This is a genomic window from Paraburkholderia sp. RL18-085-BIA-A (assembly GCF_046027075.1).
GTDB lineage: Bacteria > Pseudomonadota > Gammaproteobacteria > Burkholderiales > Burkholderiaceae > Paraburkholderia.
On sequence record NZ_JARESU010000003.1, the window covers coordinates 164,688 to 188,381 of the forward strand.

General features: G+C 61.9%; 23 protein-coding genes and 1 tRNA gene. 16 read left to right on the top strand and 8 right to left on the bottom strand.

The window, feature by feature from the left end; translation table 11 throughout:
• The first annotated feature begins 176 nt into the window (after positions 1 to 176).
• The 4 genes from P0D89_RS03240 to folE2 all read left to right on the top strand — a co-directional run bounded on the left by P0D89_RS03240 (position 177) and on the right by folE2 (position 4,453).
• Positions 177 to 485: an exodeoxyribonuclease VII small subunit gene (locus P0D89_RS03240; protein ID WP_408358247.1), complete on the top strand. Its 309-nt coding sequence runs from the start codon at positions 177 to 179 to the stop codon at positions 483 to 485.
• Entirely contained in the window at positions 482 to 1,363 is an 882-nt protein-coding gene (locus tag P0D89_RS03245; RefSeq protein ID WP_408358246.1) for a polyprenyl synthetase family protein, read from the top strand. The genes P0D89_RS03240 and P0D89_RS03245 overlap by 4 nt, the downstream gene beginning before the upstream one ends.
• An 87-nt stretch (positions 1,364 to 1,450) precedes the next feature.
• Entirely contained in the window at positions 1,451 to 3,358 is a 1,908-nt protein-coding gene (gene dxs / locus P0D89_RS03250; RefSeq protein ID WP_408358245.1) for a 1-deoxy-D-xylulose-5-phosphate synthase, read from the top strand.
• A 288-nt stretch (positions 3,359 to 3,646) separates the two neighbouring features.
• On the top strand, positions 3,647 to 4,453 hold the full coding sequence (gene folE2 / locus P0D89_RS03255; protein ID WP_408358244.1) for a GTP cyclohydrolase FolE2: 807 nt from the start codon (positions 3,647 to 3,649) through the stop codon (positions 4,451 to 4,453).
• 85 nt (positions 4,454 to 4,538) lie between these two features.
• Here folE2 and tsaD read toward each other — a convergent pair whose 3' ends face one another.
• Complete coding sequence (tsaD, locus tag P0D89_RS03260) at positions 4,539 to 5,567, bottom strand: tRNA (adenosine(37)-N6)-threonylcarbamoyltransferase complex transferase subunit TsaD (protein WP_408358243.1); 1,029 nt, start codon at positions 5,565 to 5,567, stop codon at positions 4,539 to 4,541.
• Between the two features lie 123 nt (positions 5,568 to 5,690).
• Between tsaD and P0D89_RS03265 the strand changes: the two genes are divergently transcribed.
• From P0D89_RS03265 to dnaG, 4 genes are all read left to right on the top strand, one after another.
• Positions 5,691 to 6,908, top strand: a complete 1,218-nt coding sequence (locus P0D89_RS03265; RefSeq protein WP_408358242.1) for a BaiN/RdsA family NAD(P)/FAD-dependent oxidoreductase — start codon at positions 5,691 to 5,693, stop codon at positions 6,906 to 6,908.
• A 68-nt stretch (positions 6,909 to 6,976) separates the two neighbouring features.
• On the top strand, positions 6,977 to 7,189 hold the full coding sequence (rpsU, locus tag P0D89_RS03270) for a 30S ribosomal protein S21 (protein ID WP_175152514.1): 213 nt from the start codon (positions 6,977 to 6,979) through the stop codon (positions 7,187 to 7,189).
• A 223-nt stretch (positions 7,190 to 7,412) separates the two neighbouring features.
• Complete coding sequence (locus P0D89_RS03275; protein ID WP_408376078.1) at positions 7,413 to 7,859, top strand: GatB/YqeY domain-containing protein; 447 nt, start codon at positions 7,413 to 7,415, stop codon at positions 7,857 to 7,859.
• A gap of 78 nt (positions 7,860 to 7,937) precedes the next feature.
• Positions 7,938 to 9,800 carry a DNA primase gene (gene dnaG, locus P0D89_RS03280; RefSeq protein WP_408358240.1) on the top strand — a complete coding sequence of 621 codons (1,863 nt, stop codon included), beginning with the start codon at positions 7,938 to 7,940 and terminating at the stop codon, positions 9,798 to 9,800.
• Between the two features lie 114 nt (positions 9,801 to 9,914).
• On the opposite strand, the gene P0D89_RS03285 is transcribed toward dnaG, so the two are convergent.
• A complete protein-coding gene (locus P0D89_RS03285; protein WP_408358319.1) occupies positions 9,915 to 10,175 on the bottom strand; it encodes a hypothetical protein in 261 nt (86 codons plus the stop codon).
• Between P0D89_RS03285 and rpoD the strand changes: the two genes are divergently transcribed.
• The 5 genes from rpoD (at position 10,081) to P0D89_RS03310 (ending at position 15,819) form a co-directional block, all read left to right on the top strand.
• Positions 10,081 to 12,279 carry an RNA polymerase sigma factor RpoD gene (gene rpoD / locus P0D89_RS03290; protein ID WP_408358317.1) on the top strand — a complete coding sequence of 733 codons (2,199 nt, stop codon included), beginning with the start codon at positions 10,081 to 10,083 and terminating at the stop codon, positions 12,277 to 12,279. The genes P0D89_RS03285 and rpoD overlap by 95 nt on opposite strands.
• Before the next feature lie 153 nt (positions 12,280 to 12,432).
• Positions 12,433 to 12,520: transfer RNA gene (locus P0D89_RS03295), tRNA-Ile, on the top strand.
• Positions 12,521 to 13,047: 527 nt separating this feature from the next.
• Entirely contained in the window at positions 13,048 to 13,173 is a 126-nt protein-coding gene (locus tag P0D89_RS03300) for a hypothetical protein (protein WP_408358239.1), read from the top strand.
• A gap of 1,046 nt (positions 13,174 to 14,219) precedes the next feature.
• Positions 14,220 to 15,362: a porin gene (locus P0D89_RS03305; protein WP_408358238.1), complete on the top strand. Its 1,143-nt coding sequence runs from the start codon at positions 14,220 to 14,222 to the stop codon at positions 15,360 to 15,362.
• A gap of 154 nt (positions 15,363 to 15,516) precedes the next feature.
• Positions 15,517 to 15,819 carry a transposase gene (locus tag P0D89_RS03310; protein ID WP_408376081.1) on the top strand — a complete coding sequence of 101 codons (303 nt, stop codon included), beginning with the start codon at positions 15,517 to 15,519 and terminating at the stop codon, positions 15,817 to 15,819.
• Positions 15,820 to 15,906: 87 nt separating this feature from the next.
• On the opposite strand, the gene P0D89_RS03315 is transcribed toward P0D89_RS03310, so the two are convergent.
• Positions 15,907 to 16,653, bottom strand: a complete 747-nt coding sequence (locus P0D89_RS03315; protein WP_408358237.1) for a Crp/Fnr family transcriptional regulator — start codon at positions 16,651 to 16,653, stop codon at positions 15,907 to 15,909.
• Positions 16,654 to 16,817: 164 nt separating this feature from the next.
• On the opposite strand from P0D89_RS03315, the gene P0D89_RS03320 reads away from it, so the two are divergent.
• The gene (locus P0D89_RS03320) at positions 16,818 to 18,455 is read left to right on the top strand and encodes an acyl-CoA synthetase (RefSeq protein WP_408358236.1); all 1,638 of its coding nucleotides are present in this window, start codon (positions 16,818 to 16,820) and stop codon (positions 18,453 to 18,455) included.
• Between the two features lie 47 nt (positions 18,456 to 18,502).
• Here the strand turns inward: P0D89_RS03320 and P0D89_RS03325 are convergent, their stop codons facing one another.
• The 3 genes from P0D89_RS03325 to P0D89_RS03335 form a co-directional block, all read right to left on the bottom strand.
• Complete coding sequence (locus tag P0D89_RS03325) at positions 18,503 to 18,727, bottom strand: hypothetical protein (RefSeq protein WP_408358235.1); 225 nt, start codon at positions 18,725 to 18,727, stop codon at positions 18,503 to 18,505.
• A 286-nt stretch (positions 18,728 to 19,013) separates the two neighbouring features.
• Complete coding sequence (locus P0D89_RS03330) at positions 19,014 to 19,217, bottom strand: cold-shock protein (RefSeq protein ID WP_028225987.1); 204 nt, start codon at positions 19,215 to 19,217, stop codon at positions 19,014 to 19,016.
• Between the two features lie 327 nt (positions 19,218 to 19,544).
• Positions 19,545 to 20,180 (bottom strand): LysE family translocator, encoded by a 636-nt coding sequence (locus P0D89_RS03335; RefSeq protein ID WP_408358234.1) that lies wholly within the window; start codon positions 20,178 to 20,180, stop codon positions 19,545 to 19,547.
• Positions 20,181 to 20,613: 433 nt separating this feature from the next.
• On the opposite strand from P0D89_RS03335, the gene P0D89_RS03340 reads away from it, so the two are divergent.
• The gene (locus P0D89_RS03340) at positions 20,614 to 20,880 is read left to right on the top strand and encodes an H-NS family nucleoid-associated regulatory protein (RefSeq protein WP_408358233.1); all 267 of its coding nucleotides are present in this window, start codon (positions 20,614 to 20,616) and stop codon (positions 20,878 to 20,880) included.
• 149 nt (positions 20,881 to 21,029) lie between these two features.
• Entirely contained in the window at positions 21,030 to 22,265 is a 1,236-nt protein-coding gene (locus P0D89_RS03345) for a serine hydrolase family protein (protein ID WP_408358232.1), read from the top strand.
• A 129-nt stretch (positions 22,266 to 22,394) separates the two neighbouring features.
• On the opposite strand, the gene pcaG is transcribed toward P0D89_RS03345, so the two are convergent.
• Positions 22,395 to 22,982 (bottom strand): protocatechuate 3,4-dioxygenase subunit alpha, encoded by a 588-nt coding sequence (gene pcaG, locus P0D89_RS03350; protein ID WP_408358231.1) that lies wholly within the window; start codon positions 22,980 to 22,982, stop codon positions 22,395 to 22,397.
• Between the two features lie 3 nt (positions 22,983 to 22,985).
• On the bottom strand, positions 22,986 to 23,690 hold the full coding sequence (gene pcaH, locus P0D89_RS03355) for a protocatechuate 3,4-dioxygenase subunit beta (protein ID WP_408358230.1): 705 nt from the start codon (positions 23,688 to 23,690) through the stop codon (positions 22,986 to 22,988).
• Positions 23,691 to 23,694: the final 4 nt, after the last annotated feature.

Consider the following 23,694-nt stretch of genomic DNA (forward strand, 5'->3'; position numbering starts at 1 on the left):
GATTCGGGTCAAAAATGTCAGGAAAGTTCGGGATTTTCGCCGCAGACCGATCGTTTTTTTTCTGCGAGACTTCAGGGGCGTCGCGCGATGCGCACGCGCGACGCAGGCCGGCGAGCGGATCGGAAATGTCGCTTTTGCCGTAGAATGTCCGACTTGTTTTAATTTTGCGACTATTCATGGCGAAGACCGCGTCGAAAGATCTTGCTGCCGCGCCAGCCGAAGGCGTCGATACCGCGCCGCTGCCGGAGAACTACGAAGCCGCTCAGGCGGAGCTGGAAGAGCTGGTGGCGCGTATGGAAGGCGGTAGCCTCAGTCTCGAGGAGTCGCTCACCGCGTACCGGCGCGGTGCGGCTCTGGTGGCGTTTTGCCAGCAGCAGCTCGAAAAGGTCGAGCAGCAGGTGCGCGTGCTCGACGGCGAGACGCTCAAGCCGCTGCCCATGAATACCGCAGGCACAGCCGCTACTGAAAGCGGGGACGACCTATGACATTCGAACAATGGACGCGCTCGGTGCTCGAACGCGTCGAAGCGGCTCTGGAACACTACCTGCCGAGCGCGGCCACCGAGCCCGCCAAACTGCATGAAGCCATGCGTTATGCGGTGCTGGGCGGCGGCAAGCGGGTTCGCCCGTTGTTGTGCCACGCCGCCGGCGAGCTGACCGGCGCGCGCGCCGAATGCCTCGACGCGGCGGCGGCGGCGCTGGAAATGATCCACGTGTACTCGCTGGTGCACGACGACATGCCGTGCATGGACGACGACGCATTGCGTCGCGGCAAGCCCACGGTGCACGTCCAATACGACGAAGCCACGGCGCTGCTGGTTGGCGACGCGCTGCAGTCACAGGCTTTCGTCGCGCTGACTTCGAACGTGCTGGCCGCGCCGCAGCAGGCTTCGCTTGTGCGCGAGCTGGCGCTCGCGAGCGGCTCGATCGGCATGTGCGGCGGGCAGGCCATCGATCTGGCGAGCGTCGGCCACACGCTGACGCGCACCCAACTCGAAACCATGCACCGGATGAAAACCGGCGCATTGCTGCGTGCCGCGGTGCGCATGGGCGCGCTGGCGGGCGTTGCGCCGGACGCGGACGCGATGCGTTCGCTCGACGCCTATGCGGGCGCTGTCGGTCTCGCGTTTCAGGTCGTCGACGACATTCTCGACGTCACGACCGATTCCGCGACGCTCGGCAAGACCGCGGGTAAAGACGCGAAGGACGGCAAGCCGACCTACGTGTCGATTATCGGGCTCGACGCGTCGCGCGCGCTCGCGGCCCAGCTGCGCAGCGACGCCCACGCCGCGCTTGCGCCGTTCGGCGCGCGCGCGCAGCGTCTTGCCGAATTGGCCGACCTGGTGGTGAACCGGGTAAGCTGAACGCGAAAGCCCGCCGCCGCGCACCTTTTATCCCCGGGGTGCATGTATGAAGTGCGGGCGCGTAAGTTTTCCTACAATGGAACGACGATGTACGACTTGCTGAAAACCATCGACGACCCGGCAGCCTTGCGCCGCCTCGATCGCCGCCAATTGCAACCGCTTGCCGACGAGTTGCGTGCTTTCGTGCTCGACAGCGTATCGCAGACGGGCGGCCATCTTTCGTCCAACCTCGGCACGGTCGAGTTGACCATTGCTCTGCACTATGTGTTCGACACGCCGCATGACCGGATCGTCTGGGATGTCGGCCACCAAACCTATCCGCACAAGATCCTGACGGGCCGCCGCGACCAGATGCACACGCTGCGTCAACTGGGCGGCATCTCGGGCTTCCCGAAACGCGACGAATCCGAATACGACACCTTCGGCACCGCGCATTCCAGCACGTCGATTTCGGCCGCGCTCGGCATGGCGGTCGCGAGCAAGCTACAGGGCGACAACCGCATGGGCATCGCGGTGATCGGCGATGGCGCGATGACGGCCGGCATGGCCTTCGAGGCGATGAACAACGCCGGCGTCGAAGACGACGTGCCGCTGCTGGTCATCCTGAACGACAACGACATGTCGATTTCGCCGCCGGTCGGCGCGCTCAATCGCCATCTCGCGCGCCTGATGTCGGGCCGCTTCTATGCTGCCGCGCGCGCGGGCGTCGAACGCGTGCTGCGGGTCGCGCCGCCCATGCTCGATCTGGCTCGCAAGCTCGAAGAACACGCGAAGGGCATGATCGTGCCGGCCACGCTGTTCGAAGAGTTCGGCTTCAACTACATCGGCCCGATCGACGGTCACGATCTCGATTCGCTGATCCCGACACTGCAAAACATCAAGGAACTGCGCGGTCCGCAGTTCCTGCACGTGGTGACGAAGAAAGGCCAGGGCTACAAGCTGGCCGAAGCAGATCCGGTGCTGTACCACGGCCCGGGCAAGTTCAATCCGGCTGAAGGCATCAAGCCGGCCACCACGCCGTCGAAGAAGACCTACACGCAGGTGTTCGGCGAATGGCTGTGCGACGCGGCTGAACTGGACGCGCGCGTGGTCGGTATCACGCCCGCCATGCGCGAAGGCTCGGGCATGGTCGAGTTCGAGAAGCGCTTCCCCGACCGTTACTTCGACGTCGGCATCGCCGAGCAACACGCGGTGACGTTCGCTGGCGGCCTAGCCGCGGACGGCATGAAGCCGGTGGTGGCGATCTACTCGACCTTCCTGCAACGCGCCTACGACCAACTGATCCACGACGTCGCGCTGCAAAACCTGCCGGTGGTCTTCGCCATTGACCGCGCGGGTCTGGTCGGCGCGGACGGCGCGACGCACGCGGGTGCTTACGACCTCGCGTTCATGCGCTGTATCCCGAACATGACCGTAATGGCCCCGTCCGACGAAAACGAATGCCGGCAGATGCTGTACACCGCGCTGCAGCAGTCGAACCCGACGGCGGTGCGTTATCCGCGCGGCGCCGGCACGGGTGTCGCAACCGTCAAGCAGATGGCTGCCTTGCCGATCGGCAAGGGCGAGGTGCGTCGCGAAACGTCGCAGCCAGCGGGCAAGCGCATTGCCATTCTCGCGTTTGGCACGATGGTCGCGCCGTCGCTGGCGGCGGCCGAGCAACTGGACGCCACGGTCGCGAACATGCGCTTCGTCAAGCCGTTGGACGCCGCTCTGGTCCGTCAGCTTGCGGAGACGCACGACGCCATCGTCACCGTCGAAGAAGGCTGCGTGATGGGTGGCGCGGGCTCGGCTTGCGTCGAAGCGCTGCTGGAAAGCGGGATCATGCGACCCGTGCTGCAATTGGGCCTCCCCGACCGGTTTATCGATCATGGCGACCCGGCTAAACTGCTCGCCGCGTGCGGTCTCGACGCCACCGGCATCGTCAAGTCGATTCGTGAGCGCTATTTGGCGAACGGCATGGTCGGCGGTCAATCGTCGGTGAAGCGCGTCGCGTAAAGCGTCGCCGTCCGCTATGCCGCTAGGATGCGATAGCGGCTGCCCATTGCCATCCCCAACTTGAAGCGATGGGCCTCCGGGCCCATCTTCCAACGCCGGCAGGGGCCGGCGTTCGCCGTTGCGCGCGCTGATCCGCACGGCCGCTGAGCGCTCCCAAACCTGTCGCTGAGCGATAGCGCCCAAGGGGCCCTCCCCCAACCCCCAAAAGGGGACTTCCTTCGGGGCGGGTGACTTCCTTCGGAGCGGAAAACTTGGGACAGCCCGGCGTTCTCTTGAAAGGACAAAAAAATGAATCAGATGAATCCCGCCTTTGTGATGCCCGACGTGCAAAGCACGCCCGACACGCGTCAGATCCCGATTCAGCGGGTCGGCGTCAAGGGTGTGCGTCATCCGTTGACGGTGCGCACGCAAAGCGGTGAGGTGCAGCCGACGGTCGGCACGTGGAATCTCGACGTGCATCTGCCGGCTGACCAGAAGGGCACGCACATGTCGCGGTTCGTCGCGTTGCTCGAAGAGAACAAGGCGCCGCTCGAACCGGCCACGTTCCGCACCATGCTCGCCGCGATGCTCGAAAAGCTCGAAGCCGAGGCGGGCCGGATCGAGGTGTCGTTCCCGTACTTCGTGAACAAGACCGCACCGGTCTCGGGCGTGCACAGCCTGCTCGACTACGAAGTCACGTTGACGGGTGATACCCGCAACGGCGCCACGCGCCTGTTCCTGAAGGTGCTGGTGCCGGTCACGAGCCTGTGCCCGTGCTCGAAGAAGATCTCGCGGTACGGCGCGCACAACCAGCGTTCGCACGTCACGATCAGCGCGGAGCTGACCGACGACGTGGCAGTGGAAGAACTGGTTCGGATTGCCGAGGAAGAAGCGTCGTGCGAGCTGTGGGGTTTGCTCAAGCGCCCGGATGAGAAGTTCGTTACCGAGCGTGCGTATGAGAATCCGAAGTTCGTCGAAGACCTCGTGCGCGACGTCGCGCAGCGTCTGAATGCGGACGAGCGGATCGTCGCGTATGTGCTCGAAGCCGAGAACTTCGAGTCGATTCACAATCACAGCGCGTATGCGGTGATCGAGCGGGATAAGCGGGTGGGTTGATACGCGCTCGTTGCCGGTCCGGTCGCTGACGCCAAAGAAAAAGCCGCTTTGAAAGCGGCTTTTTTACGGCTTCGCGATTTTCAGTTCAGCGCGCGAGAGAGGTCAGATCCCAGCGTGGCTTCACCGTGAAAGCGTAGTCCTTACCCGATTGCTCGGGCCAGCGTTGCAACCGCAACGCGCCGGCCAGCGCGATCATCGCGCCGTTGTCCGTGCAAAGCGACAAGTCCGGGTAGTGCACGTAGAAATTGCGCTTCTTCGCGGCGGCGGACAGCGCGTCGCGCAGTTGCCGGTTCGCGCCCACACCGCCGGCGACGACGAGCCGGTTGAGCTTGGTCCGCTTGAGCGCGGCCAGCGATTTCGCCGCCAGCACTTCCACCGCGGCGTCGACGAATCCGCGCGCCAGATCGGCCTTCGCCTGCTCGCAGATATTCGCTCCGCCGAGTTTTTTCGCGTGCGTGAGGACCGCGGTCTTCAGGCCGCTGAAGCTGAAATCGAGGTCACCGGAATGCAGCATCGGGCGCGGCAGCACCACCGCGCCGGGCGTGCCGAATTCGGCCATGCGCGAGACTTCCGGGCCACCCGGATAACCGAGGCCGAGCAGCTTGGCGGTTTTGTCGAACGCCTCGCCGGCGGCGTCGTCCAGCGTTTCGCCGAGAGTTTCGTAGACCCCCACATCCGTCACGCGCATCAGTTGCGTGTGACCGCCAGACACCAGCAGCGCGACGAACGGAAACGGCGGCGGCTCATCGACCAGCAGCGGCGACAGCAAGTGTCCTTCGAGGTGATGGATGCCGATGGTCGGCTTGTCCCACGCCATTGCCAGCGAATTGGCGACGCTCGCGCCGACCAGCAGCGCGCCCGCGAGCCCCGGCCCCTGCGTGTAGGCGATTGCATCGATGTCGCTCTGTGCCGCGCCGGCGCGCGCCATCACCTCTTCGAGCAACGGCAGCGCGCGCCGGATGTGATCGCGCGACGCCAGCTCCGGCACGACCCCGCCGTACTCCCGGTGCATCGCGATTTGCGAATGCAGCGCGTGCGCGAGCAGCCCGCGCTCCGTGTCGTAGAGAGCGAGACCGGTTTCGTCGCAGGAGCTTTCGATGCCGAGTACGAGCATGATGGGTGGGTTTGAGCGGACGCGCGAATGACAGGCACTGCGGCGCCCCAAAATGAAAAGGCCAGCCTGAAAGTATAGCAGTGCGGGCAACGCGCCGCAGACGCGCGGGTACAATGCGGCCCCATGGAATCCTTCGATATCGCGGTGATCGGCGCAGGGGCGGCCGGCATGATGTGCGCGGCGGTGGCCGGGCAGCTCGGCCGTCGCGTGGTGCTGATCGACCACTCGCAGCGTCTCGCGGAAAAGATCCGCATTTCCGGCGGCGGCCGTTGCAACTTCACGAACCTGTACGCGGCGCCGGCCAACTACCTGTCGGCGAATCCGCATTTCTGCCGCTCGGCGCTCGCGCGCTATACGCCGCGCGACTTCATGGCGCTGCTCAAGCGCCACCATGTAACGTGGCACGAGAAGCACAAGGGGCAGCTGTTCTGCGACCAGTCGAGCGACGCGGTCATCAACGTGCTGAAGCACGAGTGCGACGCCGGTCGCGTGACATGGCGCACCCCGCTGTCGGTCGAGGCGGTGCGTCAGGACGCGGCAGGCCGCTTCGCGCTGGACACGTTATCGGGTCCGATCACCACGCGCGCGCTCGTGATCGCGACGGGCGGGCTGTCAATTCCCAAGATCGGCGCCACGGATTTCGCCTACTGTCTTGCCAAGCAGTTCGGCCATAAGCTGATCGACACCCGTCCCGCGCTGGTGCCGCTGACCTTCGCGCCGGCCGACTGGGCGCCGTTCGCGGCGCTCTCCGGCGCGTCGCTCGAAGTGCAACTGGCGACCGGCAACAAAAAGACCGGCGCCGAATTCAACGAGGATCTGCTGCTCACTCACCGTGGCCTGTCGGGCCCGGGCGTTCTGCAGATCTCGAGCTACTGGCAACCCGGCGAACCGATTCACATCAACCTGCTGCCGGAGCGCGACGCGACGGCCGCGCTGCTGGAAGCGAAGACCGGCACGAAGCGCCAGATCGCCAATCTGCTGTCCGAATGGGTGCCGCAACGGCTCGCCCACGTCTGGCTGGAAACTCACCAGATTCCCGCCGAAGCCCGCGTGGCCGATTTGCCGGACAAAACGCTGCGGCGCGTCGGCGAGGCGCTGTCGCGCTGGAACCTCACGCCGAACGGCACGGAAGGCTATCGCAAGGCCGAAGTGACGCGCGGCGGCGTGGATACGCGCGACCTGTCGTCGTCGACGATGATGAGCGCGCGCACGCCGGGCCTGTATTTCATTGGCGAAGCGGTCGACGTGACCGGTTGGCTCGGCGGCTACAATTTCCAGTGGGCGTGGGCCTCGGGCGTGGCGGCCGGCCAGGCGGCCGCGGAGTACGCCTTGGGGGCTTGACGGCGCCGTAGCTTTGTGAGAAAGCTCTGCTATACTCCTGAACCTTTACAAAGTTCCGTTATTGAAAAATGACGACTATCCGCGTAAAAGACAACGAGCCGTTTGAAGTCGCCATGCGCCGTTTCAAGCGCACCATGGAGAAAGGCGGCCTTCTGACGGAACTTCGCGCTCGCGAGTTTTACGAAAAGCCTACGGCCGAGCGCAAGCGCAAGAAGGCCGCCGCGGTGAAGCGTCATTTCAAGCGTCTGCGTGGCCAGATGCTGCCAAAGAAGTTCTACTGATTCTGGCGTTGCCGCGGTTCCGGTCGATCGGAGCGGCGACATCCAACCGGTGACGGCACGCGAGGTGTCATCACGGAAAACACGGCCTTCGGGCCAGCCGGCAGGGTCGCATCCACTACGCACATTGCGCCAACCCGCTTGAGGAAGCAGTCCCCAAGCGGGTATTCGTGTTGATGCTGTCGACCCGGCCGCTTTTTCAACTTTCAACGCATTCAGGTGAGTGATGAGTCTCAAGGACCGGATCAACGACGATATGAAAGCCGCCATGCGGGCGCGTGAGACCGAGCGTCTCGGCACGATCCGCCTGCTGCTCGCCGCCATCAAGCAACGCGAAGTCGACGAGCGCGTGACCCTCGACGACACCGCGATCACCGCGGTCATCGACAAGATGATCAAGCAGCGCAAGGACTCGATCAGCCAGTTCGAAGCCGCTGGCCGCACGGATCTGGCCGACAAGGAAAAGGCCGAGCTGGCAATCCTGTCCGCCTACATGCCGGAACAGATGTCCGAAGCGGAAATCGTTGCCGAAGTCCAGGCGGCGGTCGCGCAAACCGGCGCGGCCGGCCCGCAGGACATGGGCAAGGTGATGGGCGTGCTGAAGCCGAAGCTGGCTGGCCGTGCCGACATGACCGCCGTGTCGGCGCAAGTCAAAGCCGCGCTCGCGAAGTAATTTCCGTTTGTCCGGACTGCGCGCGCCGTCGACCGACCGTGCGCGCAGCGTTGAGTTTTTTAGGTAGCGTCATTTACTGTGATTCCACCGTCATTCCTGCAGGATCTGCTCAACCGCGTCGATATCGTCGACGTGGTCGGTCGGTATGTGCAGCTGAAAAAGGGCGGCGCGAACTTCATGGGGCTGTGCCCGTTTCACAACGAGAAGAGCCCTTCGTTTACGGTTAGTCCGACTAAACAGTTTTATCACTGCTTCGGCTGCGGCGCGCATGGGACGGCCATCGGATTTTTGATGGAGCACGTGGGCTCGTCGTTTCCGGAGGCGGTCAACGAACTGGCGCAATCGGTAGGTTTGACCGTGCCCAACGAGCCGTCGCCCGGATATGGCGGCGGTTCCGGCGGCTATGCGCCGGCTTCCAAAGCCGTCACCACGGCGCTTTCCGATGTGATGCAGACCGCCTGCGACTTTTACCGCAAGCAGTTGCGTGGCGCGCCGGCCGCGATCCAGTACCTGAAGAAGCGCGGCTTGACCGGTGAGATCGCGGCCCGTTTCGGGCTGGGTTATGCCCCGGACGGCTGGCAGAATCTCGAAGCGGCATTTCCGAACTATCGCGACGATGCGCTGGTCGAGGCGGGCCTCGTCATCGTCAGCGAAAAGTCCGATGCACAGGGGCAGAACCGCCGCTATGACCGCTTTCGCGAGCGGATCATGTTCCCGATACGCAACGTGAAGGGGCAGGTGATCGGCTTCGGCGGCCGCGTGCTGGACGGCGGCGAACCGAAATATTTGAATTCGCCCGAAACGCCTCTATTTAACAAAGGCAGCGAGCTATACGGACTATTCGAGGCGCGTCTGGCGATTCGCGAACAGCACTACGTGCTGGTGGTGGAAGGCTACATGGACGTGGTCGCGCTGGCCCAATTGGGGTTTCAGAACGCGGTCGCCACGCTCGGCACGGCCTGCACACCGGTTCATGTGCAGAAACTGATGCGCCAGACCGACATGGTCATCTTCAGTTTCGACGGCGATTCGGCGGGCCGGCGCGCCGCGCGCCGCGCGCTGGATGCGTGCCTGCCGCACGCGGCGGACAACCGGACTATCCGCTTTCTGTTTTTGCCGTCCGAGCACGACCCGGACAGCTACGTGCGCGAGTTCGGCACCGAGGCGTTCGCCGAGCAGGTCGAGCGGGCGATGCCGCTGTCGCAGTTCATGCTCAACGAGGTGCTGACCGGCAAGGAGCTGGATCAGCCGGAAGGCAGGGCCCGCGCGCTGTTCGACGCCAAGCCGCTGCTGCAGGCGCTCCCGGCCAATGCGCTGCGCGCGCAGATCATGCATATGTTTGCCGACCGGCTGGACGTGCCGTTCGACGAGGTCGCCGCGCTTTGCCAGGTCGATTCGCGCATCGCGGCCGCCGCGCGTCTCGCGCCGGCCCGCAAGGACCGGCGCAGCGTGACGGGGATCGAAGAAAAGACGTTACGCAATCTTGTGATGTATCCGCGCACGGTGGCGGTGCTCGATGAGGACGCCGAACAGGCACTGCTGAGCGTGACCCGCCATGGCGAGTTGTTCGAAGAAGTGACGACGCACGCACGGGCGCTTGGCGATTCGGCGGAGTTTCAGTTGCTTTCCGACCTATTGCGAAACGGCGCAAACGCCCCAACTTTCGAGGAAATCTTTCGCAAAATTCTAGACTATGATGAAAATGTCCGGGATTTGCTGCTGAAAGACCCGGAGGACGCGACCGTCATCGAGGAGCGGCGCGAGCAGGAACGGATCGTGGGCGAGGAATTGAAGGCCGCGATCCTCAAGATGCGCTACGACGCATATTGCGACCGGCTCGAGCAGCTTTCGCGGCAATCCCGGCACACGCCGGAAGAGTTTGCGGAGCTTTCGGAATTGAATCGGAAACGGGCTGACATGAAGCGTCAGCTAGGTCTGTAAGGGAGAGGCCAGAAACCTGGGTGGTATAATAAAAGGTTTCTAGCGGTTTGTTTTTTAAGGGTTTTCCTAGCAAAGGCGAAAAGGCGATGCGATGGCAAAGACTACAGGTGGAAATCAGGCAACCGGCACACGCTCCAAGGAGCCGAGCAGAAAGGTCACCGAGGCCAGGTTAGCTTCTTCCACCAGAAAAACGTCTGCTGTCAGTGTTGCACCGGCTGCCAGGAAGAAATCTTCGACCACTTCGGCGATGAATACGGATTCGGTCGGGGCGGCGAAAGCCGTGTCGCCCGTTGCGAAGCGGTCAAGTGTCAGAAGCGCAAGGGAAGCGGCTGCCGCGCAGGACGATGCGGTAGTGCGCGAGACTCCAGTATCCACGGTTCTACCGGCTGTTGTCCACCAGCCGCGAGTCGAGACTACAGCCGGTACGGCGAACTCCATGACGAAAAAGCTGAACGAAGTACCCGTCGATGACGATGCAACCCAGGCCGAAGACACTCCCGCCGCTGCACCGGGCAAAGTGGAAAAGGTCAAGGCTCGCGACCGTCGTGCAAAGGAAAAAGCGCTGCTGAAAGATGCATTCGCGTCGTCGCAGCCGGGCACGGTGGAGGAACTCGAAGAGCGCCGCTCCAAACTGCGCGCGCTGATCAAGCTCGGCAAGGAGCGCGGCTTCCTCACGTACGCTGAAATCAACGACCACCTCCCGGACAATTTCACCGAGACCGAGGCGATCGAAGGCATCATCAGCACGTTCAACGACATGGGCGTGGCCGTGTACGAGCAGGCCCCCGACGCCGAAACGCTGCTGCTGAACGACAACGCGCCCGCCGCTTCGTCCGACGACGAAGTGGAAGAGGAAGCGGAAGTTGCGCTTTCCACGGTCGACTCGGAATTCGGCCGCACCACCGACCCGGTCCGCATGTACATGCGTGAAATGGGCACGGTCGAGCTGCTCACGCGCGAAGGCGAAATCGAAATCGCCAAGCGGATCGAAGACGGCCTGAAGCACATGGTGATGGCCATCTCCGCATGTCCCACCACGATCGCCGACATCCTCGCGATGGCCGAACGCGTTGCGAACGAGGAGATCCGCATCGACGAACTGGTCGACGGTCTGATCGACGCGAACGCGGACGATGCGGACGGCTTCTCCGCGCAAGAGGCGGAAGCGATCGAGAGCGAGGACGAGGACGTCGAGGAAGAGGACGCAGAAGACGAGGAAGAGGACGACGGCACCGCGCAAGCCACGGCCAATGCCGCGCAGATGGAAGCCCTCAAGCGTGCATCGCTCGAAAAATTCGCGTTGATAAGCGAATGGTTCGACAAGATGCGTCGCGCGTTCGAGAAGGAAGGCTACAAGTCCAAGTCGTACCTCAAGGCGCAGGAAACGATCCAGAACGAACTGATGACGATCCGCTTCACCGCGCGTACGGTCGAGCGTCTGTGCGATACGCTGCGCGCGCAAGTGGACGAAGTGCGTCAGGTCGAGCGTCAGATCCTGCACACGGTAGTCGACAAGTGCGGCATGCCGCGCGCGGAATTCATCGCGCGTTTCCCGGGCAGCGAGACGGATCTCGAGTGGGCCGACAAGATTGTCGGTGAAGGTCACGCGTATAGCGCGATCCTCACGCGCAACATTCCGGCGATCCGCGAACAGCAGCAACGTCTGCTGGATCTGCAAGCGCGTGTCGTGCTGCCGCTGAAGGACTTGAAGGAAACCAACCGCCAGATGGCAGCCGGCGAACTGAAGGCGCGCCAGGCGAAGCGCGAAATGACCGAGGCGAATTTGCGTCTCGTGATCTCGATCGCGAAGAAGTACACGAACCGTGGTCTGCAGTTCCTCGACCTGATTCAGGAAGGCAACATCGGCCTGATGAAGGCGGTGGACAAGTTTGAATATCGTCGTGGCTACAAGTTCTCCACGTATGCGACGTGGTGGATTCGCCAGGCCATTACGCGTTCGATTGCCGACCAGGCGCGCACGATCCGGATTCCGGTTCACATGATCGAAACGATCAACAAGATGAACCGCATCTCGCGGCAGATTCTGCAGGAAACCGGCCTCGAGCCGGATCCGGCAACGCTGGCCGAGAAGATGGAAATGCCGGAGGACAAGATCCGCAAGATCATGAAGATCGCGAAGGAGCCGATCTCGATGGAAACGCCGATCGGTGACGACGACGATTCGCATCTGGGCGACTTCATCGAAGACACGAACACCGTCGCTCCGGCCGACGCCGCGCTGCACGCCAGCATGCGCGATGTCGTGAAGGACGTGCTCGACTCGCTGACACCGCGCGAAGCGAAAGTGCTGCGCATGCGCTTCGGCATCGAGATGAGCACCGACCATACACTCGAAGAAGTCGGCAAGCAGTTCGACGTGACGCGTGAGCGGATTCGTCAGATCGAGGCCAAGGCGCTGCGCAAGCTGCGTCATCCGAGCCGGTCGGACAAGCTGAAGTCGTTCCTCGAAGGGAATTGATCAAGGCTAGGCGTTCGCAGCAGATGATGTTGCGGTTGAAGGGGCTTCCCGGTTGTTTCGCGCAAGCGAAGCGGTTGCGGAGGCCCCTTTTTCGTGTAGTATGTCGGCCAATCAACGAATGGGCCCGGACTTTCGCGACCGGGTCTTTTTCTTGGGCCGGACGCCGTGTTGGTTGCAGGCAGCGGACTCATAATCCGCCTCCGAAAGGACATCGTGGGTTCGAATCCCACCCGGCCCACCAAAGCTTGAAAAAAGGGTTCCGAATTTCCGGAACCCTTTTTGTTTGGCGTAAAGCCGTGTGGTTAATCTGTTTCGCCGAATTCAGATTGCGGCTATGTGAAGCGACTTCGTCATTGGATTTGGCGGATTTAAAAGCGCTTCATCGTCATCTCCGCGGCGCACACGGGCTTATTAATCCACCTGGCTCGCATTCGACGAGTATCGTGATTTATTGTCTGGTCGACGCCGCTGAAAACCCCGTGATTTAAATCCTTTGTCTGCGGACATTTCCACAGACAGTCCGGTGCTTCAGCTTGTCTGCGCGGTCCGTCGCACAGACCGCCGCACAGACCGCCGCCGCCGTGCGTTGCTAAGCTCACCTGCAGTTGGTCCGAACTTCGGGTCGAGGGAGTGGCACGTCGTTTGCGAAAGATTGGCGTCCACGCCACACCAATAACGAGAACGATCATGCGATCCGACCACACCGCTACCGAGGTGGCCACGCCTTAACCACCACCAACTGCGCCGCTCGACGGCGCTGGCGAGAGCGTGTCACATAGGGAAATCCGCGCATTGGCGCGGGTCACCTTCTGCTTTGCCTGGCTCTTCGGGCTGGAACCGTTCCTGACCGGGGCGGCCGACGATGTGGCGCGCTCGAAGTTCGGCCGCCATTGACGCTTTCTCGCGTCGCGCACTTGGCGAGACGTCGCGGGGGAGGTGGAAAGTTTTGTCGCGGAACCAAAGCAGTTTCTACAGTCTGGTGCCGTACGGCGAGTAGTCCAGCGCCCGGGCGCTGAGCGGCGTTCGGGGAAGCTGCCCCCGCCGGTTATGAAATGAGAGAAGCCAGCCAAAGCTGAGACGGTTTGGGAATCAGGGCAAACGCCGTGTCAAAAAGGGGCCGGCTGCGCCGTTAGTTGAATGCGGAAGGCAGTTCGATGTTGGCCGTTCGCTTTCAGCACGGGCTATTGTCACGCGGCGGCCGGCGCGGCAGTTCACCTCCGGCAATGCCTGCGCTGAAGGCTTCTCACTCGACGCACGCGCTTGGCAAACCTACTGGGCGCAAAAGCGTATCCCAGGAAAGAATCCCTAGGCGGCCCGCGGACAGCTTGGGGCACAAAGCCCCGCCATCAGGCGACCCGGGCGCTGGCGCACAGTCGATGTGCGCCATGTTCGCGAACGCGTAATTCAATGCGGCCGCGAATAAGTTAATAAAAATCTCAATATCAATCGCGGTCGGCCAGAAATCGCAGAGACTACATTAACTCGATTAAGTTCCCGGTTTTCCAAAATAAATTTAGAGCATGTCCAGATAACGCACGAGCAATTGCCTTATTTTCGAGCAATCAGCTGTCTTTAGTCCGTGTCGTTCCGACCCGATTACGTCACGCGTATTAAACCACTGTTGCATATGCACAACTTTGTTTTTGAGACGTTGCAAATAATTAATGGCGAGAGCCGTCGCGCGGCGTGTTGGATGTTGCGATAAACGTCTGAAAAACAACGACTTAACGCCTTCGCAGCAGACATTGTTGCGGATTTTGAAAAATCCTATTTCGCAAATTGCCGGCGCCGCTATTAGGGTGTCCCCCTACACTCACGCTTCGTTTGAAGGGTGCCCGGCTGTCCGAAACGGTTCGGCCAAAGGGCGGCAGCACGTGCGATGCATGCGCTGACGAGGCAGGTCCCGCTCCCCGTGTAAATTTATCGAACTGGAGTCCCACATGAAGAAGAGTCTCATCGTCGTTGCGGTTGCCGCATCGTTCGCATCCGTCGCTCACGCACAAAGCAGCGTGACCCTGTATGGTCTGTTGGACGCGGGCCTGACGTACACCAGCAACGTTAACCACAACTCCAAGTGGGCAGCAGGCAGTGGCGGCATCAACCAGAGCATGTTCGGTCTGCGCGGTTCGGAAGACCTGGGCGGCGGCCTGAAGGCAATCTTCACATTGGAAAGCGGCTTCAACGTCAACAACGGCAAGTTCGCTAACAACAACGGCATGTTCAACCGTCAAGCGTTCGTCGGTCTGTCGAGCGAGCAATTCGGTACGGTCACGCTGGGCCGTCAATACGACGCGGCTCAAGACTACCTGGCACCGCTGACCGCAACGGGCAGCTGGGGCGGTACGTTCTTCGCGCACCCGTTCAACAACGACAACCTGAACACGAACGGCGGCCTGTCGGTCAACAACTCGGTCAAGTACTCGAGCGCTAACTACGCTGGCTTCACGTTCGGCGGCACGTACGGCTTCTCGAACCAGGCTGGCGCATTCGCCAACAACCGCCAGTACAGCTTCGGTGCCGCATACCAGTGGCAAGGCCTGCACCTGGGCGCCGCTTACGCACAGCAGAACAACCCGGCTGCAAATACCAGCGGTGCTTCGGACGGCGTTCTGGCGAACACAGGCGGCATCATGACGGGCAACTTCCGTCAGCGTGAGTTCGGCGCAGCTGCTTCGTACTCGTTCGGCCCGGCTACTGTCGGTGCGGCGTGGACGCAATCGCGTGTGGACAACCTGGTTGGCGCAGCGCCCGGCCAACGTCAAGGTAGTTCGAACAACTACGAAATCAACGGCAAGTACAACGTGACCCCGGCTCTGGGCCTGGGCATCGCTTACACGTTCACGGACGCACACGGCTACGGTATCAACGCTGACGGCAACGACATGAAGACCCGTTACCACCAGATCGGCCTGCAAGCTGACTACTCGCTGTCGCGTCGCACGGACGTTTACGCTCAAGCCGTGTACCAGCACGCAATGGGCGACGGCGGTGTCGCTTCGATCTACAGCGGCGACAACACGCAACTGCCGTCGTCGTCGAAGAACCAGACGGCTGCTACGGTCGGTCTGCGTCACCGCTTCTAAGCTTCAGCAGAAGCTGCCTGTAGTACGAAAAGGTGCCGTTCGCGGCACCTTTTTTTATGGGCGCGGCAATTCGAATGTCGCGCGCGCTGGCGGGGCCCTCGCGAACCCCGCTCGCCATGCGATTTAGAAGATCGTACGTCCGGCTATTCAGGATCTGACCGACGAGCAATGGCAGCACATCGTGCCGCTGCTGCCGGAAATGCTGAGTCACGGACCTCGGCGCGGGCGTCCCAACATCGACATTCGCTGGGTGCTGAATAGCGTGATGTGGGTGCTACATACACGCGAGCCATGGAGCGCGATGCCCGAGCGCTATGTGTCGTATCAGACCGCGCATCGCTACTACTTGCGCTGGAAGAGATCGGGCGTGCTGGTCGCGATCGCGCTGGCGCTGTTCAAGACCGATGAGATCCTGGAGCGGCGCGTCACCCGCAAGAGCGGTACGCGCGGGGAGTAGGTCGTTAGAGGGCGCTGCTTTTCTTCGCGGCCGCGGCTGCGTCCGCGATCAAGGCCCACTTCGAGGCGCGCCTCGCCGGCCGCTCCGCTAGATCTGCTCCCGCCCGAACGCGCACAGGCGTTCGAGATCGAGCACCTCGATCTGGTTATATGAGAGGCGCAATATCTCCAGTCTTTCGAGGTTTTGCAGCGCCTGGTTGATCCGCTGGCGCGACACGCCCGCCAGCAGTCCGACTTCTTCCTGCGAAATGGCAAGCGTGCGGCCTGTGTCCGGATAGAGGTCCGGGTTGAACAGCTGCGCGAGCGACTGCGCGACGCGCGCATCCACGTCCAGCAGCCGGCTATTCTGGATCGACGCGATGAACTCGCCCATGCGGTTGTTCAGTTGTCGGATCACGAAGCCGGTGAACGGCAGGCTGGACTCCAGCAGCGCATGGAAGGTCGACGACGGCACGAACATCACGAGCGAAGGCTGAATCGCGGCCACGTCGTATTTGCGTAGTTCGCCCTTGATCACGCTGCCTTCTCCGAACCAGCCGCCGGGCGGCACGCCGGACAGCGTGCAACTGCGTCCCGAGGCGTTGTAGATGGCGAGCTTGATCAGCCCGGCATGCACGCCGATCCAATAGTCCGACGGTTCCTGGCGGCGCGCGATCCACGCTCCGCCTTCCAGATGCTGCGCGTGCGCGGTGGCAAGGACCAGCGCCTGATGCTCGGCGGCGAGCGCCCGAAACCACGCGCAGGTCGCAAACAGCCGCGCCAGCTCCGCGCGCGCGATCCGTCCCGGCCGCTCCGGGCGGGCGTCTGCGAGGGTGGCGGGCGTGGCGTCGTTCATAAGCGGCTTGGGAGCGTGTCCAACGAAAGTTTGAGTCCGATAGCGCCACGGACGCACTACTCTGTCATTTGAATGACAGACAGTTCACCATGACCATTGCTAGGCTAGGTCATCAATCAATCAGAACAATCGACGGCGCGGCCCGCGCCTCAGGAGACGATCCCATGAAGCACATGTTCGACGAAGGTCTTGAGCGGCGTGAGGCCAATTATGTCCCGCTGACGCCGATCGACTTCATCGTGCGCGCAGCCGAAGTCTACGGTGACCGGCCGGCGGTCGTCCATGGGGAGATTCGCCGCAGCTGGCGCGAGACCTACGAGCGCGCGCTGCGGCTTGCCAGCGCGCTGCGCCAGGCGGGTATCGAACGCGGCGACACCGTAGCGGCGTTGCTGCCCAACATCCCGGCGATGGTGGAAGCGCACTTCGGTGTGCCGATGGCCGGCGCCGTGCTCAACACGCTCAATACGCGGCTCGATGTGTCGTCGCTGTTGTTCATGCTGCGCCACGGCGAGGCGAAGGCGCTGATCGTCGATACGGAATACGGTGAATTCGCGCATCGCGCCGCGCTGGAATTCCCCGACTTGCGGGTGATCAGCGTGGCCGACGCGATGCCGGCCGACCCCGCGCAATTCATCCGCGCGACGGACTATGAAGCGTTCCTGCAATCCGGCGACCCGGCCTTCGCATGGACGCAGCCGGCCGACGAGTGGGACGCGATCGCGCTGAACTACACGTCGGGCACCACCGGCGACCCGAAGGGCGTGGTCTACCATCATCGCGGCGCGCATCTGAACGCGCTCAGCAATATTCTCGAATGGGACATGCCGAAGCATGCGGTGTACCTGTGGACCCTGCCTATGTTCCACTGCAACGGCTGGTGTTTTCCGTGGACCGTTGCGGCGCGTGCGGGCGTCAACGTCTGCTTGCGCAAGTTCGACGCGAAGACGGTGTTCGAGCTGATTCGCCGCGAGGGCGTCACGCATTATTGCGGCGCGCCGATCGTGCAGAGCGCGCTCGCCAATGCGCCGGCTGAATGGCGCGAGGGCATTGCGCAACGCGTGTCGACGATGGTGGCGGGCGCCGCGCCCGCACCGGCCGTGATTGCGAAGATGAAGGAGATCGGCTTCGATCTGACGCACGTGTACGGGCTGACCGAAACCTACGGGCCCGCCGCGGTCTGCGCGAAACAGCAGGAGTGGGAAGCGCTCGACGACAGCGCACGCGCCGAACTGAACGCGCGCCAAGGCGTGCGCTATCACCTGCAGGCGGCGGTGACCGTGCTCGATCCGGACACGCTCGCGCCAGTGCCCGACGACGGAGAAACGATCGGCGAGATCATGTTTCGCGGCAACATCTGCATGAAAGGCTATCTGAAGAACGAGCGCGCGACTGAGGCAAGCTTCGGCGGCGGCTGGTTCCATACCGGCGATCTCGGTGTGCGGATGCCCGACGGCTATATCCGCATCCGCGATCGCAGCAAGGACATCATCATTTCAGGCGGCGAGAACATTTCGAGCATCGAGGTCGAGGACACGCTGTACCGTCACCCGGCGGTGTCGGTTGCCGCCGTGGTGGCGATGGCCGATCCGAAGTGGGGCGAGGTGCCCTGCGCGTTCGTCGAACTCAAGGAAGGCGCTCAGGTGACCGAAGCGGAAATCATCGCGCACTGCCGGCTATTTCTTGCCGGCTATAAGTTGCCGAAGGCCGTGCGCTTCTGCGAACTGCCCAAAACGTCGACGGGAAAAATTCAGAAGTTCGAACTGCGCGCGCGGATCAAGAGAGAAGAAAGTGACTCGCAATAGCGCGTGATCGCCATAGCACGCGGTTCGCGTAGCATGCCGGGCCGCGCTTAGCCGCGCGTGTCGACCCAATGGTGCGCCCAGCGTGCCGAGTGCTGCAGCGCCTGCTCTTCGTTCGTGAAGTAGTCGAGCGAATAGAACTGGTAGCGGCCTTCGCTGCGCGCGCTGTCGGCGCGTTCGAGCAACAGGTTGGATGAAAAGCTGCCGTCGGGCAAACGATGCGCCGAGGGCTTGACGGCATAGCCGTTGTAATGATGAGTATGTCTGTTTTGCATTTTATATTTTAATGATGTTCGAGTGCGTCCCGGCCGTATGAACCCGTTAGACGAGTTGCACGGACGAGCTGATTCAAAGCCATTGCGAGCCGAATCCTGACGCAGTCGGGAAGCGAAAAAAATGGGCGTTGAAGCCGGAGGGGAGAATGAGGTGCAACGAGGCGTTTGGCGCTTGGGCAAGCTGCTGAATGCAGCTAAAAGCGATCGCGCCAACTGTGGGAGACGAAGCTCCGCGAGGATGTCGCTGCAGCCCGATGTCCGTTGCCGGACACCGAGCCCTTCAAACTTACAGCGGCTTGATGTTAGCCGCTTGCAGACCCTTCGGGCCTTGCTTCGTTTCGAAGCTCACCTTCTGATTCTCAGCCAACGTCTTGAAGCCGTCGCTGCGAATTTCGGAGAAATGCGCGAACAGGTCGTCGCCGCCCTTGTCCGGGGTGATGAAGCCAAAGCCTTTGCTGTCGTTGAACCACTTAACGGTACCGGTATCCATGAAGAATCCTTGAGGAAAAAATAGAAGAAATTGCTCTGTTGAGAGCGCGTGAAGCGTCAAGGAGGGAGAGGACAACGAATACCGCTGACGAGCGAGACATTGATGAACAGCAATCGAACTTCTTGAACTTCGGGTGCCACATTAACCGCCGGGCATGTCAGCGTCAACATATAACTTGTAACTGTTTTGCCGGACGCGGCAAATCATTGCCACTGCGCGTGTTGCGATGGAGCCCTGGTTTCGTCATGCCGTGTTTCGCGTGACGCGGCATGACGCTCAAGTGGATCAAACCGTGCAACAGGCAGTGAAGCCTCAGTGAGGCATCTTTCAAATGCCTACTTTATGTGCGGTCAGAATCAGGCGCAAGCCGAGCGCGGCCACTGCGCTCGCGGCTACGCGATCGATCCACGCTTTCCACTGCAGATAAACTTCGCGCGGCCGTTTGCTCGAAAAGCACAGTGCGACGATCGTGTACCAGCCGGCCTCGATCGCGAAGATTGCGGGCGGCAGCGCGAAGTAGCACCACACCGGCGGATGTTGCGGCAGCAGCGCCGCGAAAATACTGCCGTAATAGACGGCCGTCTTCGGATTGCTGAGTTGCGTGCTCAAGCCGATCCAGAAAGACTTCCGCGGATTGGTGAAGGTGCTCCGCGCCGCGTCGAACGCGAGCGGTTTGGCGGCGCCGCGCCAGATCTTCGACGCAAGGTACATCAGATAGACGCCACCGGCGACCTTCAGGCCGACGTACAGCCATTCGACCGTTGCCAGCAATGTGTAGAGGCCGAGCAGCGCGATGCCGCTGAAGAACACGCCACCAATGCCCATGCCGAGCGCGGTGGCGAGACCGTCGCCGCGCGACAGCCCGATCGCATTACGAGCGACGATGACGAAGCTCGGTCCCGGGCTCATGGCGCCTAGCAGTAGCGCGGCCAGGATAGTGAGGATGGCGGTTGAGGCAGGCATTGTCGTGTCTCCAGCGCACAGAGGTTAATCCGTGAAACATAACATGACGGCGTGAGGTTTGAGGCTTTCGGCGGCCTTTGAATTTTCTGCGGATGGCTTTGACAAAAGAATAAGCAATGAAAAAAGTTCGCAAAGCCAATAGGCACCCGTTACAGGAAGCAAAAAGATTGAATGCTAGAATTGCCGCCTACACGTTGAAGGTCCCCGGAACGTTGGCGCGAGACTCGGCCGCATTCAAGCCGTGGGCTCACGAATTCTCTTTTAATCCAGCCTTTGAAAGACATGTTTTCCAGATGCGTGTTTTGCGCATCGGGACAGACATCGTGAACTCGAATTGCACTCGACCATTTAAATCACGCATGAACCTTCACGTTGTCTTGTGGGGTCTTTGTTTGTCTAACGCGAGCATGACTAGCTGAAACATCGGTAGGCTATGAAAGAGCGAGAAGAACAACTGCAGCTCGATTTCCACGGGAATGCGCGTGAGCGCCTGATCGTGTGGATACGCCGACGCATGCACGAATACGACATCACGATGGAAGCGCTCGCCGACTCGCTCGAAGCCGACGCGAACGCCGCCCGTGCAGTGATGTATCGCGACGCATACGGCAATACGTGGGACGGCCACGGCGACAAACCCGACTGGCTCGCGCGCGCAATTTACGCCGGACAGAACATCGATCACTTCCGCTGTTCGTGAGTCGTTTTGGCCGCGAGCATGTCGTTTGTTCATCGGACGGCGCGCGCGTTTGCCGTTGATCGCATGCATCATCGGTCTTAACATCGGCGGGTCGTTGCCGACTCGTGGCCACTCCATTCGGGCTCACGCGGCACAGAACTGGAAGCTGCATGCCGTATCGTCGTCCAATATCTCCATCCACATTCCCTGCTCATCGTTTTCTTGCGCACCTTCGCTATGCTGTGGTGTTCGGCCTTTTGTGGCTGAACATCGGCTGGTCATTCGGTGCGGCCCATGAACCTGTGCGGCATCCATTCGTTCGCGTGAGCCACCCAGTCGCGCAGCCTGCGACGCACACTTCCAAAGCGAAAGCCACCGCGCGAGGCAACGCGACAAAATCGACCACTGGCAAAGCTCGGCGTCATGTCGCACACAAGCGCAAGCAAGTGACGAGCGCCGAACGGCCGATGCACATCGGCAAGCTCACATCCAAACATCGTCGACAAGTCGCGCGCAATACGAAGGGGCCGCGCGGCGTGAGGCGTCCCGCTGCGTTAGCGGCGCAACACGATGCGCGGTATCCATCTGCATCACGCGCTTCTGCTTCAGCGCGCACGGAGCCGCGTTTATTGGCGCGCTGTGGCTATACGCCTAAATCACATGCACTGCTTCGCGCGAGAGCCGTCTATGTCGTCGACGAACGAACGCATACCGTGCTCACTGAAAAGCAGGCCGACCTGGTCTTGCCAATTGCTTCGGTATCGAAATTGATGACCGCGGTCGTATCGCTCGATGCGAAGCATGCGCTGAACACGCCACTCAACGTCACCGTGCAGGACCAGGATTTCGACAAGTTCACGGGCTCGCGCTTGAGCGTCGGCTCGATACTGTCGCGCCACGACATGTTGCACATTGCGTTGATGTCGTCGGAGAACCGCGCTGCCGCCGCGCTCAGCCGCGATTACGCCGGCGGGCGGCCTGGGTTCGTCGCGGCGATGAACGCCAAGGCTCGCGCGCTCGGCATGCTGCATACGTCGTTCGTCAATGGCACGGGTTTGTCGCCGCAAAACGTTTCGACAGCGCGCGACTTGTCGCGGCTCGTCGAGGCGGCGAGCCGCTATCCGCTGATTCGCGCTTATTCGACAGATCGTGCGCAGGTCGTTTTCCCCGGCGGCGGCCACGCGCAACTGAGCTATCACAACTCGAATGCGCTGGTGCGAGCCGGCGGGCGCTCGATCGTGTTGCAGAAGACCGGCTTCATCAACGAGGCCGGACATTGTGTCGTCGTGCGGATGATGGCGCACGACCGGCCCATCGATATCGTCGTGCTGGGCGCGCCCCGCCCGCGCGATCGCATTGCCGACGTGGTGCGGATCAGCCGCTGGCTGCGCTGTTCGCTGAGGTGAGCAACTGTTCGACAGCCGAAAAAAAGCCCGCACAAGGCGGGCTTAACTACTTGGAGTTTCGCGATCCAGTCGCTGGACGGATCACCCTCAGTGTATGTGAAAGCTATATGAAAGTGTTAAACATACACTTCACAGGTCGAAAAACACGGTTTCCTTGTCGCCCTGCATGTGGATGTCGAAGCGGTACACATTGGCGGTGTTCGGTTCGCGACGCGCGATCAGCGTGCCGCGCCGGTCGGCCGGAACCGCTGTCAACACCGGATCCTGCTCGTTCGCCTGCGCGTTGTCCTCGAAATAGATCCGCGTGAACGTGTGCAGCAGCATGCCGCGCATCGTCAGGATCACATTCACGTGCGGCGCCTGATCCGGGCTGACGCGGCCGGGCTTCACCGTTTCCACGAAAAAGCGCTTGTGCGGGTCCGTGCCCGTGCCGACGCGCGCAAAGCCGCGAAAGCCGGTCTTCAGGATTTCCTCGCGCGACTCCGGGTAGTGGCCGTTCGAGTCCACTTGCGACATTTCGACCATCGCGTCGCCGATCGCTTTGCCGTCGCCGTCGAACACCTGGCCGATGATCGTGATGTGCTCGCCGGCCGCTTCACGGTCGGCCAGAACGTGTGTGAACAGGCTCCTGTAGTCGAAGTCGTATTGCTGCGGACAAAGACCGTACGCGAAGTAGGGTCCAACGGTTTGCGAAGGCGTTTGCTTAAGAGTGGTCATGGCTTAGCGCTCCATCGGGGTTTCGTTCGGGCCGCGCAGCACGATGTCGAAGTCGTAGCCGAGCGCGTAGGCCTCCTGCGTGGTGTCGAGCGAGAAACTCGAGATCATGCGTTCGCGGGCATGCGCCGGCGTGCCCTGGTAGATCGGGTCGAAAGCCAGCAGCGGGTCGCCGGGGAAATACATCTGCGTAACGAGACGCGAGCCGAAGTGATCGCCGAAGAGCGAGAAGTGAATGTGCTGGGGGCGCCACGCGTTCGGGTGATTGCCCCACGGATAGGCGCCCGGCTTGATCGTCATGAAGCGATAGCGGCCTTCGGTGTCGGTGATGCAGCGGCCCGCGCCGAGGAAGTTCGGGTCGAGCGGCGCATCGTGCTGGTCGGCTTTGTGCACGTAACGGCCGGCCGCATTGGCTTGCCAGATTTCGACCAGCGTATTGCGCACCGGGCGACCGCCTTCGTCGAGCACGCGGCCCGTCACGATGATGCGCTCGCCGAGCGGCTCGCCGTTGCGCACCGCGTTGCGCGTCAGGTCGTTGTCGAGCGGATCGAGGTCGTCCGTGCCGTAGACCGGCACCCGCTGGTCGCGCAGTCTTTCCTTCAGCGGAATCAGCGCACGGGTCGGGCCGCGTTTCACCGACGAACCGTAGCTCGGATAGACGTAGCCGGGGTGGGACGGGAAGTCACGCGGGGTAAGAAAGGAATCTTCCATCAGT

Excerpts from the sequence above, each read along its gene's own strand:
- P0D89_RS03240 (WP_408358247.1), top strand. The coding sequence starts at position 177 with ATGGCGAAGACCGCGTCGAAAGATCTTGCTGCCGCGCCAGCCGAAGGC.
- P0D89_RS03245 (WP_408358246.1), top strand. The coding sequence starts at position 482 with ATGACATTCGAACAATGGACGCGCTCGGTGCTCGAACGCGTCGAAGCG.
- dxs (WP_408358245.1), top strand. The coding sequence starts at position 1,451 with ATGTACGACTTGCTGAAAACCATCGACGACCCGGCAGCCTTGCGCCGC.
- folE2 (WP_408358244.1), top strand. The coding sequence starts at position 3,647 with ATGAATCAGATGAATCCCGCCTTTGTGATGCCCGACGTGCAAAGCACG.
- tsaD (WP_408358243.1), bottom strand. The coding sequence starts at position 5,567 with ATGCTCGTACTCGGCATCGAAAGCTCCTGCGACGAAACCGGTCTCGCT.
- P0D89_RS03265 (WP_408358242.1), top strand. The coding sequence starts at position 5,691 with ATGGAATCCTTCGATATCGCGGTGATCGGCGCAGGGGCGGCCGGCATG.
- rpsU (WP_175152514.1), top strand. The coding sequence starts at position 6,977 with ATGACGACTATCCGCGTAAAAGACAACGAGCCGTTTGAAGTCGCCATG.
- P0D89_RS03275 (WP_408376078.1), top strand. The coding sequence starts at position 7,413 with ATGAGTCTCAAGGACCGGATCAACGACGATATGAAAGCCGCCATGCGG.
- P0D89_RS03305 (WP_408358238.1), top strand. The coding sequence starts at position 14,220 with ATGAAGAAGAGTCTCATCGTCGTTGCGGTTGCCGCATCGTTCGCATCC.
- P0D89_RS03315 (WP_408358237.1), bottom strand. The coding sequence starts at position 16,653 with ATGAACGACGCCACGCCCGCCACCCTCGCAGACGCCCGCCCGGAGCGG.
- P0D89_RS03320 (WP_408358236.1), top strand. The coding sequence starts at position 16,818 with ATGAAGCACATGTTCGACGAAGGTCTTGAGCGGCGTGAGGCCAATTAT.
- P0D89_RS03325 (WP_408358235.1), bottom strand. The coding sequence starts at position 18,727 with ATGCAAAACAGACATACTCATCATTACAACGGCTATGCCGTCAAGCCC.
- P0D89_RS03330 (WP_028225987.1), bottom strand. The coding sequence starts at position 19,217 with ATGGATACCGGTACCGTTAAGTGGTTCAACGACAGCAAAGGCTTTGGC.
- P0D89_RS03335 (WP_408358234.1), bottom strand. The coding sequence starts at position 20,180 with ATGCCTGCCTCAACCGCCATCCTCACTATCCTGGCCGCGCTACTGCTA.
- P0D89_RS03340 (WP_408358233.1), top strand. The coding sequence starts at position 20,614 with ATGAAAGAGCGAGAAGAACAACTGCAGCTCGATTTCCACGGGAATGCG.
- P0D89_RS03345 (WP_408358232.1), top strand. The coding sequence starts at position 21,030 with ATGCCGTATCGTCGTCCAATATCTCCATCCACATTCCCTGCTCATCGT.
- pcaG (WP_408358231.1), bottom strand. The coding sequence starts at position 22,982 with ATGACCACTCTTAAGCAAACGCCTTCGCAAACCGTTGGACCCTACTTC.
- pcaH (WP_408358230.1), bottom strand. The coding sequence starts at position 23,690 with ATGGAAGATTCCTTTCTTACCCCGCGTGACTTCCCGTCCCACCCCGGC.